This is a genomic window from Pseudomonas sp. BP8 (assembly GCF_017875955.1).
GTDB lineage: Bacteria > Pseudomonadota > Gammaproteobacteria > Pseudomonadales > Pseudomonadaceae > Aquipseudomonas.
Genome location: NZ_JAGINK010000001.1, coordinates 828,655 through 847,322 on the forward strand (window position 1 = coordinate 828,655; position 18,668 = coordinate 847,322).

General features: G+C 63.9%; 18 protein-coding genes. 7 read left to right on the forward strand and 11 right to left on the reverse strand.

Annotated elements, in window-relative coordinates; all coding sequences use genetic code 11:
- Positions 1-35 precede the first annotated feature (35 nt).
- From ggt to J3B00_RS26780, 4 genes are all read right to left on the reverse strand, one after another.
- Positions 36-1,718, reverse strand: a complete 1,683-nt coding sequence (gene ggt / locus J3B00_RS03670; protein WP_209863948.1) for a gamma-glutamyltransferase — start codon at positions 1,716-1,718, stop codon at positions 36-38.
- On the reverse strand, positions 1,718-1,969 hold the full coding sequence (locus tag J3B00_RS03675; protein WP_200140954.1) for a YfhL family 4Fe-4S dicluster ferredoxin: 252 nt from the start codon (positions 1,967-1,969) through the stop codon (positions 1,718-1,720). Before J3B00_RS03675 ends, ggt begins: the two co-directional genes overlap by 1 nt.
- Before the next feature lie 110 nt (positions 1,970-2,079).
- On the reverse strand, positions 2,080-2,559 hold the full coding sequence (gene coaD, locus J3B00_RS03680; RefSeq protein WP_209863951.1) for a pantetheine-phosphate adenylyltransferase: 480 nt from the start codon (positions 2,557-2,559) through the stop codon (positions 2,080-2,082).
- Positions 2,560-2,697: 138 nt separating this feature from the next.
- Positions 2,698-2,820 carry a hypothetical protein gene (locus J3B00_RS26780; protein WP_281074628.1) on the reverse strand — a complete coding sequence of 41 codons (123 nt, stop codon included), beginning with the start codon at positions 2,818-2,820 and terminating at the stop codon, positions 2,698-2,700.
- A gap of 986 nt (positions 2,821-3,806) precedes the next feature.
- On the opposite strand from J3B00_RS26780, the gene J3B00_RS03685 reads away from it, so the two are divergent.
- Complete coding sequence (locus J3B00_RS03685) at positions 3,807-4,472, forward strand: TetR/AcrR family transcriptional regulator (RefSeq protein ID WP_209863956.1); 666 nt, start codon at positions 3,807-3,809, stop codon at positions 4,470-4,472.
- Between the two features lie 35 nt (positions 4,473-4,507).
- Positions 4,508-5,362: a sulfurtransferase gene (locus J3B00_RS03690; protein WP_209863961.1), complete on the forward strand. Its 855-nt coding sequence runs from the start codon at positions 4,508-4,510 to the stop codon at positions 5,360-5,362.
- 113 nt (positions 5,363-5,475) lie between these two features.
- Here J3B00_RS03690 and J3B00_RS03695 read toward each other — a convergent pair whose 3' ends face one another.
- From J3B00_RS03695 to J3B00_RS03720, 6 genes are all read right to left on the reverse strand, one after another.
- The gene (locus J3B00_RS03695; RefSeq protein WP_209863965.1) at positions 5,476-6,468 is read right to left on the reverse strand and encodes a hydrolase; all 993 of its coding nucleotides are present in this window, start codon (positions 6,466-6,468) and stop codon (positions 5,476-5,478) included.
- 60 nt (positions 6,469-6,528) lie between these two features.
- Positions 6,529-7,890 (reverse strand): pitrilysin family protein, encoded by a 1,362-nt coding sequence (locus tag J3B00_RS03700; RefSeq protein ID WP_209863970.1) that lies wholly within the window; start codon positions 7,888-7,890, stop codon positions 6,529-6,531.
- Positions 7,883-9,148 (reverse strand): pitrilysin family protein, encoded by a 1,266-nt coding sequence (locus J3B00_RS03705; RefSeq protein ID WP_209874568.1) that lies wholly within the window; start codon positions 9,146-9,148, stop codon positions 7,883-7,885. Before J3B00_RS03705 ends, J3B00_RS03700 begins: the two co-directional genes overlap by 8 nt.
- Positions 9,149-9,331: 183 nt before the next feature.
- Entirely contained in the window at positions 9,332-9,934 is a 603-nt protein-coding gene (rsmD, locus tag J3B00_RS03710; protein WP_209863985.1) for a 16S rRNA (guanine(966)-N(2))-methyltransferase RsmD, read from the reverse strand.
- Positions 9,934-11,430, reverse strand: coding sequence for a pitrilysin family protein (locus tag J3B00_RS03715; RefSeq protein WP_209863988.1), 1,497 nt, complete (start codon positions 11,428-11,430; stop codon positions 9,934-9,936). Before J3B00_RS03715 ends, rsmD begins: the two co-directional genes overlap by 1 nt.
- Entirely contained in the window at positions 11,423-12,778 is a 1,356-nt protein-coding gene (locus J3B00_RS03720; RefSeq protein WP_209863991.1) for a pitrilysin family protein, read from the reverse strand. The genes J3B00_RS03715 and J3B00_RS03720 overlap by 8 nt, the downstream gene beginning before the upstream one ends.
- A gap of 233 nt (positions 12,779-13,011) precedes the next feature.
- On the opposite strand from J3B00_RS03720, the gene ftsY reads away from it, so the two are divergent.
- The 4 genes from ftsY (at position 13,012) to rpoH (ending at position 17,261) form a co-directional block, all read left to right on the forward strand.
- Positions 13,012-14,604: a signal recognition particle-docking protein FtsY gene (gene ftsY, locus J3B00_RS03725; protein WP_209863995.1), complete on the forward strand. Its 1,593-nt coding sequence runs from the start codon at positions 13,012-13,014 to the stop codon at positions 14,602-14,604.
- Complete coding sequence (gene ftsE, locus J3B00_RS03730) at positions 14,601-15,272, forward strand: cell division ATP-binding protein FtsE (RefSeq protein ID WP_209863998.1); 672 nt, start codon at positions 14,601-14,603, stop codon at positions 15,270-15,272. The genes ftsY and ftsE overlap by 4 nt, the downstream gene beginning before the upstream one ends.
- Positions 15,269-16,294, forward strand: a complete 1,026-nt coding sequence (ftsX, locus tag J3B00_RS03735) for a permease-like cell division protein FtsX (RefSeq protein WP_209864001.1) — start codon at positions 15,269-15,271, stop codon at positions 16,292-16,294. The genes ftsE and ftsX overlap by 4 nt, the downstream gene beginning before the upstream one ends.
- 112 nt (positions 16,295-16,406) lie before the next feature.
- On the forward strand, positions 16,407-17,261 hold the full coding sequence (rpoH, locus tag J3B00_RS03740) for an RNA polymerase sigma factor RpoH (protein WP_119146586.1): 855 nt from the start codon (positions 16,407-16,409) through the stop codon (positions 17,259-17,261).
- Between the two features lie 215 nt (positions 17,262-17,476).
- Here rpoH and mtgA read toward each other — a convergent pair whose 3' ends face one another.
- Positions 17,477-18,187, reverse strand: a complete 711-nt coding sequence (gene mtgA / locus J3B00_RS03745) for a monofunctional biosynthetic peptidoglycan transglycosylase (RefSeq protein ID WP_209864006.1) — start codon at positions 18,185-18,187, stop codon at positions 17,477-17,479.
- Between the two features lie 64 nt (positions 18,188-18,251).
- On the opposite strand from mtgA, the gene J3B00_RS03750 reads away from it, so the two are divergent.
- On the forward strand, positions 18,252-18,623 hold the full coding sequence (locus tag J3B00_RS03750) for a DUF423 domain-containing protein (RefSeq protein WP_209864021.1): 372 nt from the start codon (positions 18,252-18,254) through the stop codon (positions 18,621-18,623).
- The last annotated feature ends 45 nt before the right edge of the window (positions 18,624-18,668 follow it).

An 18,668-nucleotide genomic window follows, 5' to 3' on the forward strand; every position in this document is an offset into this window, starting at 1 on the left:
GCAAGGGCCGCAAAGCGGCCCCAGCTTTTAACTGACTAGGGAAGCACCACAGCCTCACCTACGCCACGCGGATCACTCGCAGCCTCCAGGCTTCTCGCTGCCTTGTCCCAATACAGCACCTGCTGGTTGCCATAGCTGCGCCCCAAGTCCTTCAGGCGATAGCCGCGAGCGGCCAGCTCAGCCTTCTGCGCCTCGTCGAAGGTGCCCGGTTCGTGCTCGACGACATCCGGCAGATACTGGTGGTGATAGCGGCCTATCGCCGGCCACTCAGCCACCGGTCGCCCTTCCAGAAAACCCATCACCGACAGCAGCACCATGCTCGGAATGCGGCTGCCGCCGGGCGTCCCGAAGCTGGCGAACTGGCTTGGGCTTTCGATAAAACTCGGGCTCATGCTCGACAAGGGCCGCTTGCCGGCCGCCACGGCATTGGCCTTGCTGCCAGCCAGGCCATAGCTGTTGCTGCCCTGTGGGTCGGCGGCGAAGTCGTCCATCTCGTTGTTCAGCACCACCCCGGTGCCGGGCACGGTGAACGCCGCGCCAAAGGGCAGGTTGACCGACAATGTCGCCGAGACCGCATTGCCGTGCGCGTCGTTCACCGCAAAATGCGTGGTGTGGTCACCTTCGCGCCAGGCCGGAGCGGGTGCCAGGGCGCTGCTCGGCGTGGCCTGGTGCACATCGATACTGTCGGCCAGGCCGGTCAGGTAACTGCGTGCCAGCAGGTGGTTGAGCGGGTTGTTGACGTAGTCGGGGTCACCGAGCAGGCCGCGATCGCGATACGCCCGGCGCAGCACTTCAATCACGTAATGGCTGCGCTGCACGGGGTGCGCGCTTTGCCAAGGCAGGCGCTGGAGCATCGCCAGACTCTGCGCCAAGGCCACGCCACCGGCGGAGGGCGGTGGGCTGCTGATCAGTTCGCGCTGCTCGGCGAGTTTGAAACGCAACGGCGCACGCCAGGCACTGCGGTAATTGGCCAGGTCATCGAGGGTCCAGATACCACCCGCCGCACGCACCCCGTCGACCAACTGCTGCGCCAGTGCACCACGGTAAAACCCGTCGCGGCCATGTTCGGCAAGCTGCTGCAGGGTGTTGGCCAGTTCGGGTTGGCGGATCACCGTACCCAGCGCCGGAACCTGCTGGTCACGCAGAAACAGCTGGGCGCTCTGCGCATCATCACGCAGTGCAGCGAGGCGCATCTTGGCCCGGTCACGGTAGATTCGATCGACGGCAAAGCCCTGGTTGGCCAGGCGAATGGCGGGGGCGAGGCTGTCCTTGAGCGGCAGTTGGCCATGGCTGGCGGCAAGCTCGGCCAGGGCCTGGGGCAGGCCCGGGATGCCGGCAGCCAACGGGCCATTGATCGACAACCCCGGGCTGACCTGGCCATCCTTGAGGTACATGTCGGCCGTGGCGGCAGCGGGCGCGCGCTCACGGGCATCGAGGAAACGGTAGGCCGGGGTCTCGCCTGCTTCGCGCAACAGGAAGAAGCCGCCGCCGCCGAGTCCCGAACCATAGGGCTCGACCACGGCCAGTGCAGCGCTGACGGCGATGGCGGCATCGAAGGCGTTGCCGCCCTGCTCGAGAATCAACTGCGCTGCTGCAGTGGCGTCGGCATGCGGGCTGGCAATCGCCGCGCGGCCAGGCGCCTGCGCCTGGGCCGCAGTCGCCAGCAGCGCGAGGGCAGCGGCAAGGGCTACATTGCGAACCGCAGCGACGAACGGCACTAGGCCTTACCGGTAATCCGGCGGTATTTGGCCATCAGCTCGTCTTCGGACTCCGGATGGGCTTCATCCAGCGGGATGCAGTCGACCGGGCAGACCTGTTGGCACTGCGGCTCGTCATAATGGCCCACGCACTGCGTGCACAGGTTCGGGTCGATCACATAGATCTCTTCGCCTTGCGAGATGGCAGCGTTCGGGCACTCGGGTTCGCAGACGTCGCAGTTGATGCAATCGTCGGTGATGATCAGGGACATGGGGGCTCCGGCCGGGGCTCTTGGCCCGGGCATGTTTCATACCTAATGGGCACAATTGTGCCGCAATCGCGCCCGCAGTGCACGCGGGCGCGAAGATCAGGCAGCGAGGATCACTTCTTGAAGCGTTCGGTCAGGGCTTCAGCCACCACCGGATGGACAAACTTGGTGATGTCTCCGCCGAGTGCGGCAATCTCTCGCACCAGGGTCGAAGAGATGAACGAGTAGCGCTCCGAAGGCGTCAGGAACAGGCTTTCGACGTCCGGCGCCAGCTGACGGTTCATGTTCGCCAACTGGAACTCGTACTCGAAGTCCGAAACCGCGCGCAGGCCGCGCAAGAACACATTGGCGCCCTTTTCCTTGGCGAAATGTGCCAGCAGGCTGGAGAAGCCGATGACTTCGACATTGGGCAGGTGCTTGGTGACCTCACGCGCCAGCGCTACCCGTTGTTCCAGGGGGAACAGCGGATTCTTCTTCGGGCTGGCGGCCACTGCGATGATCACATGGTCGAACAGGCGCGAAGCGCGTTCGACCAGATCGCCGTGGCCCTTGGTAATAGGGTCGAAAGTACCCGGATACAACACTCGGTTCATCGCGTCATCCTGGCTGGAGTGCGTTGGGGAGTCGGATGGTAGCGCAGCGACTGCGCCCGGCCAAGTCGCGCGGCCTGACGAAGGCACTATAGACAGTGCGGGTATGGCTTGTCATGTCCTGCGCATGTTCCTGGCTGGTCAGCGAATTATCAGCTTGTACGCCAGACGCTGCGTGGCTTTGCCATATGGCGTAAAGATCAGCCCGGTGACGATTGTGTCGAGGTCGAAATGTACCGGGGGCAGGGTAGAAGACGAAGTCATGCGGGTTTCGAAGGGTTGTGAACCCCTCGAGGTTGTATGCTGACGGGGATCATCGGGTAGGTTTTTTCAGGCTCTTCATGGATTGGCGGGGGGATGGGGCTTGGGGGCTTATCCATTTGATGTGGTGGGTTTTCTGGCCCCTTCCGCCCTTACGGCGGGTCACTTTTTGGCAAACGCCCCAAAAAGTAACCAAAAAGGTCTCGGCTCCGTCATCCGGCCCTCCGCTGCGCTCCGGGTTCCCTCGCTCCGGTCTTGCTCCGGGAGGACCGCGCTGTACGGCCCATCCTGGGCCTCAGCGCTTTCCGGCCATCCATGGCCTCCACCTCCCTGCGCAAGACCTGCGCTCGGCCTCCTGAAGTCGCTGTAGATCAAGAGCAAGATCAAGATCAACAGCCAGGGCAACGGCAGGCGAATCGCTGCGCTCTCGCTTTTGTTTATTTACCAGCGGATTTGTGGGGTGGCTGGCAGGGCTGCGCCCTGCGATTTGTATTGGCAGTACCGGCCTCTTCGCGGGACAAGCCCGCTCCTACAGGTACAGCGCTGAATTCAAAATTTGCGCGATACCTGTAGGAGCGGGCTTGTCCCGCGAAGAGGCCCGAATATCCACCACACCTGCCACTATCGAAGACAACGCCAGCCCAGACGCCGCCCGTAACTTCGCGACTTCAGAAGACCGGAGCGAGGGAACCCGTAGCGCAGCGGAGGGCCGGATGCAGGAGCAAGCGGTTTTTGGTTACTTTTTTCCAAGAACAAAAGTGACCCGCCGTAAGGACGGAAGGGGCCAGTGGCGCCACCCCATCAAATGGATAAGCCCACAATTCCTAAGCCAGCCAAGCCAAGCCAAGCCAAGCCAAGCCAAGCCAAGCCCACAGATCATCTCCCCCAACAATCCGTGAAGAACCTTTTTCATGCGGCTTACCGATGCATCCCGCCCCGAATTAACCGTAAGATGGGTCTATCAACAAGCCTGCAGACCGGAGCAGAGCATGGCCCCGCGCATCAAGACCCGAGAGCGCATCGTGCAGAACAGCCTGGAGTTGTTCAATCAGCAGGGCGAGCGCAGCGTCAGTACCAACCATATCGCTGCGCACATGGAGATTTCGCCAGGCAACCTGTACTACCACTTCGCCAACAAACAGGCGATCATCGCTGTGCTCTTCAGCCAATACGAAGAGCTGGTGGACAGCTTTCTGCGGCCACCCCAAGGCCGCGCCGCCACCGTCGAGGACAAGCGTTTCTACCTCAAGGCATTGCTCGCGGCGATGTGGAATTTCCGCTTTCTCCATCGCGACCTCGAGCACCTCCTGGAAAGTGACCCTGAGCTGGCCGCCCGCTACCGGCGCTTCTCGCAACGCTGCCTGCTGCAGGGCCAGGCGATCTACCGGGGCTTTGTCGATGCCGGCATCCTGGCCATGGAGCCGATGCAGATCGAGTCGCTGACCATCAACGCCTGGATTGTGCTGACCTCTTGGGTCCGTTTTCTGAGTACCACCCGTGAGCATTCTGCGCACCTGGGTGAAGAAGCCTTCAAACGCGGTGTCTATCAGGTACTGGTGCTGGAACTCGGCTTCGTCACCGCCGAGGCCCGGGCGGCGGTGGACGCCCTCTGCGAGGAATTCCACATCCCCTTCAATCAGGCCCTGGAGCAATGAACCAAGGCCTTCATGCCATCGATCAGGAGACTGTCATGCCCCTTGCGCAATTGATCACCCCACAGCAGCTGGCCGAGCAACTGGGCTCGCCGGGGCTGGTGATCCTTGATTGTCGTTTTGCCTTGGAAGACGTGGACTACGGCCAACGCAGTTATGCCGAAGGGCATATCGCCGGGGCGCACTTTGCCGATCTGGAGCGCGACCTCAGCGGCAAGGTAGTCAAGGGCAGCACCGGTCGGCATCCGCTGCCCGAGGCTGGGCGGCTGGTCGAGCGCCTGCGCGAGTGGGGGGTGGATGACGCCAGCCAGGTGGTGCTGTACGACGACGGCCCAGGGGCTTTTGCTGCCCGTGCCTGGTGGCTGCTGGCGTGGCTGGGCAAGCGCGATGGGGTGTTTATTCTCGATGGCGGCCTCAAGGCGTGGCACGCGGCTCATCTACCGCTGAGCCTGGATCCTGCGGTGAAGCGCGATGGCAATTTCAGCGGTGAAGCCGACGCGGAGCTGTTGATCGATGCCGAGCAATTGGCCGCGCAACTGGGGGCACCGCAACTGACCCTGATCGATGCCCGCGGCCTGCCGCGTTTTCGCGGTGAGGTCGAGCCGATCGATCCTGTGGCGGGGCACATTCCGGGTGCGCAGTGCGCGGCCTTCACCGACAATTTGGGCGCTGATGGACGCTTCTTGCCGGCGGAGCAGCTCAAGCAGCGCTTTGCCGAGAAGCTCGCCGGGCGTGCGCCAGAGGCGCTGGTGGCGTATTGCGGGTCAGGGGTGACGGCCTGCCATGATCTGTTTGCGTTGGCGCTGGCCGGTTATCCGTTGGGCAGGCTGTACGCGGGCTCGTGGAGCGAGTGGATCAATGATCCGCAGCGTGGAGTGGCTACCGGCGATTGAGCGTATGGCCTGTGCCGGCCTCTTCGCGGGGCAAGCCCGCTCCTACAGGGGTGCCGTCAGCCCGTACCTGTAGGAGCGGGCTTGCCCCGCGAAGAGACCGGCACGGCCCGCCGCTAACAGCCATCCGCCAACCACTGCGGGATCCTGCGCTCCAGGTAATAACCTGGCTTGCGCAGGCTGCCGTCGACAAACCCGACGTGCCCACCCCGGCTGTGCAGTTCGAACTGCGTCTGCGGCGCCAGCTCATCGGCGGTCGGCAGGCTGTGGCCAAACACGAACGGGTCGTCGCTGGCGTGGATGATCAAGGTCGGCGTGCGGTTCTCACCCAGGTAATAGCGACTCGAGGCACGCCGGTAGTAATCGTGCACATCGCTGTAGCCATTTAGCGGCGCAGTCACCTTGCCGTCGAAATCCCAGAATGTGCGCAGGTTGCGCAAGGAGCCAAGGCGCTCGATTTCGGCCAGCCTGTCATGATGACCCTGGTCGCGGAAATGGCGCTGCTTGTCTTGCACGTAAGCGAGCATCTCGCGCATGAAATGCGCTTGATACACCTTGGAAAAGCCCAGCCCGATGCGGTCAGCGCACTGATCCAGGCGAAACGGCACCGATACCGCAACCGCCGCCTGCAACTGGCTGGCTGAACCACTTTCACCCAGATACTTGAGCAGCACGTTACCGCCCAGTGAATACCCCACCGCATACAGCGGCGCCAGTGGCCGTTGTGCGCGCAAGTGGCGAATGGTCTCGGCCAGGTCTTCGCTGGCGCCGGAGTGATAACTGCGCGCAAGCAGGTTCGGCTCGCCGGAGCAGCCACGCCAGTTCAATGCGACGCTGGCCCAGCCACGGGCCTGCAGCGTTTGCTGCAAGCCCTTCACATAGGGCGAACTGGATGAGCCGGTCAGGCCATGCAGGACCAGCACCAGCGGGGCGTCGAGCTGATGCGGCCCGTGCCAGTCGAGGTCGAGAAAATCACCATCGGCCAACCACAGGCGTTCGCGCTTGCGCTCAAACGCGGGCAGCTTGCGCCAGAGTGGACCCCACAAGGTTTGCAGGTGGGGGTTGGCAAGGCCGGTGGCCGGACGAAAACGGTCGGTGGGGCTGGGCATACTGTGTGACTCGTGATGTGCCGGACTAGAGTGCCATGAAACAGCGCGCCTGTACCTGCGCTATTGGTCGCTGGCCGGTGGTGCTGGCAAAGGCTGCTGATCCGCCACGGTACCGACGCTGACCAGCACCGGGCGGGTCAGGTCGAGCCGATGATTCAGCACGTCGCGTACCGCGTGTGGCGTGACCTCGAGCAACTGCTCGAGGTAGCGCTCGAGGTGGTCGGCGGGCAGGCGCAGATGGCCGTTTTCGCTCAGCATGGCCACCAGTGACTGATTGGTGGCGACAGTTCTGAGCAAGCGGCCAATCACCTGCTGGCGGGCAACGTCGAGTTCGCTGTCGCTCGGACCTTGTTCGATGAAGGTGCTCAACAGCGCCATTACCCGCTGCTCAGAGGCCTCGACGTACGCGACGGCGACACTCCATTCGATCGACAGGAAACCGCCAGCGCTGAGCGGCGACAACCGTGAATGGACATCATAGGTAAGCCCAAGCTGCTGGCGTAGCTCGCGCATCAGGCGTGAATCCAGGCCTGTGCCCAGTACCTCGCTGGCCAGCACCATGGCAGCGTATTCGGGTTCGCTCGCCTGCAGGGCCATTGGTACGGCCATGAGCATGCTGGTATTGGCGCCGGGTAGCTCGACATGCAGCTTGCGCGCTTCAGCTCTGGGTATCGCTGGCAGTTCAACGGCCGCCCAGCCTTGCGGCAGTGCCTGACAGATCTGTTCGACGATCGCCTCGGCGTCACTTCGCGACAGGTCGCCGACCAGTGACAGCTCCAGGTTGTTGGCGGCATAGGCCCGCTGATGAAAGGCCCGCAGGTCGTCGCAGGTTGCCGCGTCGATACCCGCCGTGGTGCTGCCGTACGGGTTGCCATAGGGATGGCCGGCAAACAGGTGCATGAACGCTTCGCTGCGGGCGCGAATCACCGGCAAGCCTGCGCGATATGTCTGCAGGGCATGCAGTTGTTGCTTCACCTTTGCCAGTTCCGGGGCGGGAAAGGCAGGCCGCGCGACCATCGCGGTGAACAGCTCGAGGGCAGGTGTAAGCAGGGCGCTGGCGCTCAGGCTGCGCAAGCTCAGGGTGGCATGCTCAAGGCGCAGCGAGGACTTGACGATCGCGCCCAGGCGTTCGATCTGCTCGGTGAACTGCGCGGCATCCAGCGCATCCGTGCCTTCGTCGAGCATGTACAGGGTCAGGGCAGCCAGCCCTGACAGCTCGCTGTCCTGGCAGCTGCCGGCATCGAACCGCAGCACCAGGTCGACCATTGGCAGCTGGCGCGCCTGGACGAAGCGCACACGGGCGCCGGACGGGCTCTGCCAGGTCTGGACCTCGGCGTGCGGGTGTTCGCTCTGGCTCAGGTCAAGACCTGCAAGGGAGGTAAGGCCAGCAGTGCTCTGAGTCAGGGTGGTAGGTTCACGCATGGCGGGCCTCTGCGGCAGTCATGTAAGTGGTGCTCAGGCGGTCCTGAGTGAGGTAGGTGAGGGCGACTCGCTGAACGTCCTCTGGGCTGACGCTATTGATCGCCTGGGCTTCATGCGCGAGCTGGCTGGGGTCCAATCCACTGCTGGCGGCCCGGCCCAGGGCATGGCCTTGTTCGGCAATGTTGTCGCGGGCGAATACCAGGCTGGCCAGCAGGCGTGCCTTGGCCCGGTTCAGCTCGCGCTCGCTTGGCGCTGAGTGGTGCAACTGTTCGATTTCGGCCCACACCTGAGGCATGGCCTGCTCCGGCGTGCCCTGCTGGGGGTTGGTGAACATGTACAAGCTCAGCAGGCTGTCGCCGCGCAGTTGATGTGCGTAGGCCGCACTCATGGCCTGCAGCAGTTGCCGTTGGTGCAGCAGGCGCTGCGGCAGGCGGGCGCTGTTGCCGTTGCCGAGCAACTGCGGCAGCAAGCGCAGCGCACAGGCTTCCTGCAACGAGCGGGCGGTGGCCTGGCTCGGCATGTTGAAGGCCATGATCAACCCATCACGCATGCCCGGCAGTGCCAGCTGTTGGCGGCGCTGTACCAGCGAGCTACCGGGCGTGGGGCGCGCGGACAGCGGCAGGCGGTTGGCCGGAATGGGCCCAAAATGGTGCTCGACCAGCGGTTGCAGGCGCTCAAGGTCGAGGTCGCCGACCACCACCAGCGTGGCATTGTTCGGATGGTACCAGCTTTGATACCAGGTGCTGACCTGGGCCCAGGTCATCTGTTCGAGGTCTGCCTGATGGCCGATCACCGGCGTGGCATAGGTGCTGGTGCCATGCGCCAGGCGCTGCGCCGCCTCGATCGCCAGTGCCAGTGGGTTGTCGTCCACCGTGGAGCGACGTTCGGCCATCACCACCTGCAGTTCTCGGGCAAACGCGGCCGGGTCCAGGGTGGCGCTGGCCATGGCGTCGGCCATGGCTTCGAGCACCACTTCCAGGCGACTGCTCGGTAAGGTCACCGGAAAGCAGGTGGCGTCGTGGGTAGTGAGGGCGTTGGGTTCGCCGCCGAGCCGGCTGACCAGCGTGGAATACTCACCGGGCGCCAGTTTGCTGCTGCCTTCGAACATCAAGTGTTCGAGCAGATGAGACAGGCCCGAATGCCCAGGCGGTTCGTAGCTTGAGCCAACGTGGTACCACAGCTGGACGCTTACCAAGGGCGCACGGTGGTCCTCACGCAGATAGACCGTGAGGCCGTTGGCGAGGGTGAACTGCTGCAAGGGCGGGCTGGCGTCAGCGGCAGGCGGCTGGCCTGACGGGATGCCGGGTGCGAAAGTCGAAGAGGTCACGCGAAGCTCCTGAATGGCGATATGGCCAAGGCAGCTTCGGTGATGGGGCGCGCTCGCCTGCGTTACATAGTTACTCAGGCGAGCGTCGGGGTGGGGCGGGCGAGCGGCTGGAGGTCAGCCGCGTTGCCACAATGCATAGTGCACCTGGCCGGTTTTCTTCTCGCGGTGCAGGCGCCAGTTGCCCGGCATCTGCAGTGAAGAAGGCGCCGCTTCGCTCTCGGTGTAGATCCACGCGCGTTCGCGCAACCACTGGCGCTCTTCGAGCAAGGTACAGGCGTTGGCCAGCAGGTCTTGATGGAACGGCGGGTCGAGGAAGACCACGTCGAACTGCTTTTTCGCCTCACCATCGAGGTAGCGCAAGGCATCGGTCTGCAGGATCTGCCCGCGCGGGCAACGCAGCAGTTCGAGGTTGTCCTTGAGGTTGCTGATCGCCGCCGGGTTGCTGTCCAGTGCCACGGCATCTTCGGCCCCGCGGGACAGGGCTTCAAGCACCAGGGCGCCGCTGCCGGTGAAGGCATCCAGCACTTGCGCGCCTTCGATGTAGGGCGCGAGCCAGTTGAACACGGTTTCGCGCACGCGATCCGGCGTCGGCCGCAGTCCCGGGCCGGCAGGCACCGCCAGGCGGCGGCTACGCCACTCGCCGGCAATGATGCGCAGGTGGCCCTGGCCTTGGCTCGCGGCTTGGCTGGCGCGGGCAGGGGTGGATGGCTTGGCCATTAATGCTCCGGTACGCCCAGCGGTTGCTCGGCGGGTTTGTCAGTAGGCGGTGGCAGTGGTTTTTGCGGCACTTTCGGGCCAACGGTAACGATGACCAGCTTGTCCGCTGCCAAGTGCTTGTTCATGGCTGTCTTGACCTGCTCGACGGTGAGGCTCTGCGACTGCTGCATGAAGTCTTCGAGCCAGGTCAGGGGCAGGTTGTAGAAGCCGATCGCGCCCAATTGGCCAACGATGCTGGCGTTACTCGCATTGGACAGCGGGAAGCTGCCAGCCAGCTCACGTTTGGCGTCGTCCAGCTCTTGCTGGGTCGGGCCGGTCTTGAGGTAGTCGGCGAGGATATCCTGAACCAGCTTGAGCGTCCCATCGCTGAGTTCGGCGCGGGTCTGCAGGTTGATCATGAACGGCCCGCGAACCTGCATCGGGCTGAACACCGAGTACACGCCGTAGGTGAGGCCGCGCTTTTCGCGGACTTCGCTCATCAGGCGGGTGCCGAAGGCGCCGCCACCGAGGATCTGGTTACCCAGCGACAGCGCGGCCCAGTCCGGGTCCTGACGGTCGATGCCCAGCTCGGCCAGCATCAGGTGCGTCTGCTTGGACGGGAAGTCGATGTGGGTCGTGCCCGCTACAGGTGCGCTCGGTTCGGTGGGCTTGGCCAGGGCCGCCCCCTTGGGCAGCGCTGCGGAGACCTGAGCGGCGATGGCTTCGGCTTCGCTGCGGTCGAGGTCGCCGACCAGCGCGATCACCGCATTGCCAGCGGCGTAGGCCTTGGCATGGAAGGCGCGCAACTGCTCAAGCGTAATCGGTGGGATGCTCTGCGAGGTACCGTCGCTTGGCTGGGCGTAAGGGTGGCTGCCATACAGGTTGGCGAACAGCGCCTTGCCACCGATCGTGCCTGGGCTCTGCTTCTCGTACTCGAAGCCGGCCAGCATCTGGTTCTTGATGCGCTTGAGGGCGTCTTCCGGGAAAGTCGGCTTGCCGACCACGTCGGCGAACAGCTTCAGGGCTGGCTCGCGCTTGTCGACTGCGCTGAGGCTACGCAGGGTGGCCACGGCCATGTCGCGGTATGAACCATTGCCAAAGTCGGCGCCTAGGCCTTCGAAGCCCTCGGCGATGGCGGTGACGTCCTTGCCGGCAACGCCTTCGTTGAGCATGGCGTTGGTCAGGCTGGCCAGGCCAGGCGTGCCGCCGTCCTGGCTGCTGCCGGCAGCGAAGGTCACGCGCAGGTCGAACATCGGCAGCTCGCGCGCCTCGACGAACAGCACGCGGGCGCCCTCAGTGGTATTCCAGCTCTGAATGTTCAGCTGACGTCGGCTGGGCGCCTTACCGTCCAGTTCGGCCAGCGACTGCAGGGTGTTGGCCGGCCGTGCGGCGTTGCTGTCTGGCTTGCTGGCGTTATCAGACTGGGCCGGGCGGGCCAGCAGGAAGGCGCCAGCCACCACCAGCGCGATGAGGCCGACACCGATCAGGGTGTAGCGTGGGGCGCTGCGATCACTCATGAGCGGACTCCTCGGGCAGTACATGGGCAACGCTCAGGCGTTCGCGGGTGAAGTAGGTGCGGGCGGCGTCCTGGATGTCCTGCGGAGTTACGCGCTTGAGTTCGTCCAGCTCGCTGTCGATCAGCTTCCAGGACAGGCCGACAGTTTCCAGCTGGCCGATGGTGGTGGCCTGGCTGCTGATGGAGTCGCGGTCATACACCAGCCCGGCAATGACCTGGGCACGCACGCGCTCAAGCTCTTCAGCGGTGGGCGGGGTAGTCTTGAGTTCGTCGAGCAACTGCCAGATGCCTTTTTCGACATCGGCCAGGGTCTTCTGCTTCTGCACGTTCGGCGTCGCCGAGATGAGGAACAGGCTGTCGCCGCGGGTAAAGGCGTCGTAACCGGACGAGGCGCCGGCCACCAGCTCCTGGCCGCGCTCCAGGCGTGCCGGCATGCGCGCGCTGTAACCGCCGTCGAGCAGGGCCGAGATCAGGCGCAGGGCGTGCACTGTGCGTGGGTCCTTGGCAGTGGCCAGGCCTGGCACGTTGAAGCCGTAGATCAGGGTGGGCAATTGGCTGCGCACGTGCAGGGTGAGCTGGCGCTGGCCGGGTTCGGCGAGCTCCAGCGGCAGCTTGGACGGCGGCACGCTGCGCTTGGGGATGGCGCCAAAGTACTTCTGGGCCAGGCCCTTGACCTCGTCGACGGTGACGTCACCGACCACCACCAGGGTGGCGTTGTTCGGGGCGTACCACGACTCGTACCAATGGCGCAGTTCCTCGACCTTCATCCGCTCGAGGTCGGCCATCCAGCCGATGGTCGGCGTGTGGTAGCCGCTGGCCGGGTAGGCCATGGCGCGGAACAGCTCGAGCGCCTTGGCGTTGGGCTTATCGTCGGTGCGCAGGCGGCGCTCCTCTTTGATTACCTCGATCTCGCGGCTGAATTCGTCGGCCGGCAGGCGCAGGCTGGCCAGGCGATCGGCTTCAAGCTCGAACGCGACCGGCAGGCGATCACGCGCCAGAACCTGGTAATACGCGGTGTAGTCATCACTGGTGAAGGCGTTTTCTTCAGCACCGAGATCACGCAGGATCCGCGATGCTTCGCCAGGGCCGAGTTTGGCGCTGCCTTTGAACATCATATGCTCGAGGGCATGCGAGAGGCCGGTCTGGCCCGGGGTTTCGTAGCTGGAGCCGACCTTGTACCAGATCTGCGAGACCACCACCGGCGCGCGATGGTCTTCGCGCACGACCACTTTGAGGCCGTTATCGAGGATGAACTCGTGGGTAGGTTGCGGATCGGCGGCGAAGGCTGCCAGTGGCAGGCAGAGCGTGCTGAGCAACAGGCCAGCGGCGCGGCGGGCTAGAGCATTCATACGTTGATTAACCTGTACGGCGGCCCGCTTCGGTTTAGCGTCGGCGGGCCAGGAGGTGCTAGGATACTGATCCGGTTGCCTGGCGACCATGCCTGTCGCCGTTCTGGCCCGCAGGACCCTACGACAAAACGTTACGCATGAACCAGCCGGATTCAAGATAGTCTGTTCTGCGTGATAGAGAATTCCAGATGCGCCGCTAATGGCTCATCGCTACCCTGAGATAGCCGTCTTCCATGTTTGGTTCCAACGACGACAAAAAAGCGCCGGCCGAGGCTGGCGAGAAGAAAGGCCTGTTCGGCTGGTTCCGCAAGAAACCGCAGCAACCTGTCGCCGAACAGCCATCAACGCCTGAGCCCCAGGCTGCCGAGCCTTTGGCCGCGCAGGACGCCGTCGAGCAGCCGGCTCCGGTTGCCGAGGCGCCTCGCCCTGAGCCTGAGCCTGAGCCTGTTGTTCAAGCGCCACAGCCTGCGCCGCAGCCGGTCGTACCCGCGCCGCAACCCGTGCCAGAGCCTGTGGTACTGGCGCCGACGCCTGAGCCCGTGATCTCACCGGTCGAACCCGCACCGGTTCAGGCCTTCGAGGTGCCGGTCATTGCAGAGCCGCCGCCGATTCCGCTGGCAGTGGACCTGCCTGCGACGACGCCCGAGCCTGTGCCCGCAGTTGCCGAAATTGAGCCCCTCGTAACGCCACAGGTCAGCAGCCTGGTACTGCCCGTGGCCGAAGAGCCTGTTGCGCTGGTCCCTGACCTGGAGCCCAAGTCGCCTCCGGTCATCCCTGAGCGCACGGATTCCGAGCCTGTTGCCCCCGAGCCTGTAGCCCCTGTGCCCGTGGCGGCAGAAATCGCAACGGTCGAGCCTGAGCCCGCCCCGGCAAGCGCGCTCGCCGAGCAGTCCAAGCCCGGCTTCTTTGCCCGCCTCAAGCAAGGCCTGTCGAAGACCAGCGCCAGCATCGGCGAGGGCATGGCCAGCCTGTTCCTGGGCAAGAAGGTCATCGACGATGACTTGCTCGACGAGATCGAAACCCGTCTGCTGACCGCCGACGTCGGCGTCGAGGCCACCTCGGCCATCGTCCAGAACCTGACCCAGAAGGTCGCTCGCAAGCAGTTGGCCGATGCCGACGCGCTGTACAAGTCGCTGCAGGAAGAGCTGGCCGCGCTGCTGCGCCCGGTCGAGCAGCCGCTGAAGATCGACGCGAAGAACAAGCCCTACGTGATCCTCGTGGTCGGTGTGAACGGCGCCGGCAAGACCACCACCATCGGCAAGCTGGCCAAGAAGCTCCAGCTCGATGGCAAGAAGGTCATGCTGGCTGCGGGCGACACCTTCCGCGCCGCGGCGGTCGAGCAACTGCAGGTCTGGGGCGAACGCAACCAGATCCCGGTCATCGCCCAGCACACCGGCGCCGACTCGGCCTCGGTCATCTTCGATGCCGTGCAAGCTGCCAAGGCCCGTGGCGCCGACGTGCTGATCGCCGACACCGCCGGCCGCCTGCACACCAAAGACAACCTGATGGAAGAGCTGAAAAAGGTCCGCCGGGTGATCGCCAAGCTCGATGCCGACGCGCCGCACGAAGTGCTGCTGGTGCTCGACGCCGGTACCGGGCAGAACGCCATCAGCCAGGCCAAGTACTTCCACCAGAGCGTCGAGCTTACCGGCCTGGCCCTGACCAAGCTGGACGGCACCGCCAAAGGTGGGGTGATCTTCGCTCTGGCCAAGCAGTTCAAGCTGCCGATCCGCTTCATTGGTGTCGGTGAAGGCATTGATGACCTGCGCACCTTCGAGGCCGAGCCTTTCGTCAAAGCCCTGTTTGCCGAGCGGGACCCTTCATGATTCGATTCGAACAGGTTGCCAAGCGCTACCCTAATGGCCATGTCGGCCTGCATGAGTTGAGTTTCCGCGCTCGCCGCGGCGAGTTCCTGTTCGTAACCGGTCACTCCGGCGCTGGCAAGAGCACCTTGTTGCGCCTGTTGCTGGCCATGGAGCGCCCGACCAGTGGCAAGCTGCTGCTGGCCGGGCAGGACCTGGGTCAGATCAGCAACGCGCAGATTCCGTTCTTGCGCCGGCAGATCGGCGTGGTGTTCCAGAATCACCAGTTGCTGTTCGACCGGACGGTGTTCAACAACATCGCCCTGCCGTTGCAGATCCTTGGGCTGTCCAAGGCGGAAATCGCCAAACGGGTCGATTCGGCGCTGGAGCGTGTGGCCCTCAGCGACAAGGGTGAGTTGTACCCGGCTGACCTGTCCACTGGTCAGCAGCAGCGGGTCGGTATCGCCCGCGCCATCGTCCACCAGCCGGCCTTGCTGCTGGCCGACGAACCTACCGGTAACCTCGATCCACGCCTCGCGGCGGAGATCATGGGGGTATTCGAGGACATCAATCGCCTGGGCACCACGGTGCTGATCGCCAGCCACGACCTCGCGCTGATCGCACGCATGCGTCACCGCATGCTGACCCTGCAACGTGGCCGCCTGATCGGCGATGGGGAGGCCGGACAATGAGCTCTGCACGCACACCCAAGGTTTCCGAGCGCGTGGCGCCCAAGCCCGCCGATCCGCAGCCGGGCAAAAAACGCGGCGGCCACGATGACGATGGTCCGGATTTCCGCACCCTGCTCAACGCCTGGCTGGAAAGCCACCGTGCCAGCCTGGCCGACAGCCTGCGCCGATTGGCCAAGCAACCGATCGGCAGCTTTTTCACCTGCATGGTGATGGCCGTCGCCCTGAGCATGCCCATGGGCTTGTCGTTGCTGCTGAAGAATGTCGAGCAACTGGGTGGCTCCTGGCAGCGCGCCGCACAGATCTCGCTGTACCTGCAACTCGACACGGGCGGCAAGGAAGGCGAGGCCCTGCGCGAAGAAATCAAAGCCATGCCGGGCGTCGCCGATGCCCAGTACGTCAGCCGCGAGCAGGCGCTGGAAGAGTTCCAGCAGCAGTCCGGCTTGGGCGAGGCCCTGCGCGAGCTGCCGGATAATCCCCTGCCGGGTGTGGTCGTGGTGACGCCGAGCGAGGTCGACAAGCCTGCCCTGGAGGCCCTCCGTCAGCGTCTGGCTGAGCTGCCACGGGTCGAAGTGGCCCAGTTGGACCTGGTCTGGGTCGAGCGCCTGGCGGCGATTCTCAAGCTGGGTGACCGGTTCGTCTTCGGCCTGGCGGTGATGCTTATTTCGGCCTTGCTCTTAGTAATTGGTAACACTATTCGTCTACATATCGAGAACCGCCGTGTCGAGATCGAAGTGATCAAGCTGGTAGGCGGTACCGACAGCTATGTACGCCGGCCATTTCTCTATATGGGCGCCCTGTACGGGCTGGGGGCTGGTCTGCTGGCCTGGGGCATCCTGGCGTTCGGCCTGAATTGGCTCAACGACGCGGTGGTCGGGCTTTCCGGGCTGTATGGGAGCAACTTTGCCCTGGCCGGGGTGCCGGCGTCCGATGGTCTGTCGCTCTTGATTGGTGCGGTGTTGTTAGGGTATATCGGTGCATGGATCGCGGTGGCTCGTCACTTGAATGAGCTGGCACCACGATAATGTTTTTGCGCCAGCATTGACTTTGATAGCGTTCTGGGAACTTGTTTCTTGGTTTCCGGTCAATGTTGGCAGTGCCCACAAGGCACGAGTCCAGTGAGTCGGAGGTTCTTGAATGACCACTTCGTTGCAACCTGCATATGCTTTGGTTCCCGGTGCAAACCTGGAAGCCTATGTGCACACGGTCAACAGCATTCCACTGCTGACGCCCGAGCAGGAGCGTGAACTGGCCGAGCGTCTCTTTTACGAGCAGGATCTTGAGGCCGCTCGGCAAATGGTAATGGCCCACCTGCGTTTCGTCGTGCACATCGCGCGTAGCTACGCTGGCTACGGGCTGGCACAGGCCGACCTGATTCAGGAAGGCAACGTCGGCCTGATGAAGGCGGTAAAACGCTTCAACCCGGAAATGGGCGTACGCCTGGTGTCCTTTGCTGTGCATTGGATCAAGGCCGAGATCCACGAATTCATCCTGCGCAACTGGCGCATCGTCAAGGTGGCTACCACCAAGGCCCAGCGCAAGCTGTTCTTCAACCTGCGCAGCCAGAAGAAACGTCTGGCCTGGCTGAACAACGACGAAGTGCACCGCGTGGCCGAAAGCCTCGGCGTCGAGCCGCGGGAAGTGCGCGAGATGGAAAGCCGCCTGAGCGGCCAGGACATGGCTTTTGACCCTGCTGCTGAAGCGGATGACGACAGTGCCTTCCAGTCGCCTGCGCATTACCTGGAAGATCACCGCTACGACCCGGCGATGCAGCTTGAGGATGCTGACTGGAGCGACAACTCCACGAGCAACCTGCACGAGGCCTTGAGCGGGTTGGACGATCGCAGCCGTGACATTCTCTATCAGCGCTGGCTGGCCGAAGAAAAGGCCACCCTGCATGAGCTGGCAGAGAAGTACAGCGTGTCGGCCGAGCGTATTCGTCAGTTGGAGAAGAACGCGATGAACAAGGTCAAGGCGCTGATTACTATCTGATTGGCCGCCTGATCGTAAAAAAACCGCCTGTCCTTTACGGGGCAGGCGGTTTTTTGTTGTTTGTGCTTCGCGGGCAGCGTGTGTATGGCACCGGCTTTGCCGGTGTTCGCGGGGCAAGCCCGCTCCTACAGGGGATGCGCCGTCCTCAGAGAACCTGTAGGAGCGGGCTTGCCCCGCGAAGAGGCCGGTAACGCAAATACAAAGCCCAAACCCGCTCAAGGCGCGCGGGTGGCCTCCAGCTGCATCAGATAGCTGGTGCCGCCCAACTGGCTCATCTGCCGGCGGATCCAACCTGCGCGGCTGGCCACGTAGGCGCTGGGGCGCCCCGCATTCCACTTCAGTGGGCTGGGCAACACCGCCGCCAATTGCGCTGCCTGCTGGCGTGAAAGGCGGCTGGCATCGACGCCGAAGTGATGCCGCGCCGCAGCCTGGGCGCCAAATACCCCAGGGCCCCATTCGACACTGTTCAAATACACTTCAAGGATGCGCTCCTTCGACCAGAACAGCTCGATCAGCGCGGTAAACCAGGCCTCCAGCCCTTTACGGAACCAGCTGCGGCCAGACCACAGGAACAGATTCTTGGCCACCTGCTGGGTCAGTGTGCTGGCACCACGAATATTGCCGCCGCGCTCGTTGTGGGCAAAGGCAGCCTGGATGGCCGGGATGTCAAAGCCCCAGTGACTGGCGAATTTCTGGTCTTCGCCGGCGATCACCGCCACCTTGAGGTCATCAGAGATCTGCTCCCACGGCTGCCAGTCGCGCTGCAGATCGATCGGCTCGCCACTGAACCACGACTGCACTTTGCGCTCGACCATCAGTGCGGTACCCGGTGGGGGTACCCAGCGCAGCACCAGTACCAGCACGATACTGCCAGCAGCAAACCAGAGCAGGGCGCGGACAGCGCGGCGGATAAAGAGTGACAGCATGGCGATGGCTTGGCCGGACCGATGGAACGGGCCATTATACAGACCCCTTCCGAGGAGTCGTCCCATGCTTCGCAGCTTCCTGATGCTTGCCGCATTTTTTGCATTCACCGGTGTGGCGCTGGGTGCTTTTGCCGCCCATGGCCTGAAAAACCGCCTCAGCGCCGAGTACCTGGCGATCTTCCATACCGGTGTGACCTATCAGCTGGTGCACGCCTTGGCGCTCTTTGGCGTGGCCCTGCTCGCGGCTCACCTGCCCGGGCGCCTGATTGGCTGGGCCGGTGGTCTGTTCGCGGTGGGCATCGTGTTGTTCTCCGGTAGCCTGTACCTGCTGACCCTGAGCGGCATAAGCAAGCTGGGTATCATCACCCCGATTGGCGGCCTGTGCTTCCTCGCCGGCTGGCTGTGCCTGTTCCTCGCCGCGTGGCGGCTGGGCTGACCGGGCAGTCCACAATCGCGACTAATGGCGCCTGTCGCCCTTGGG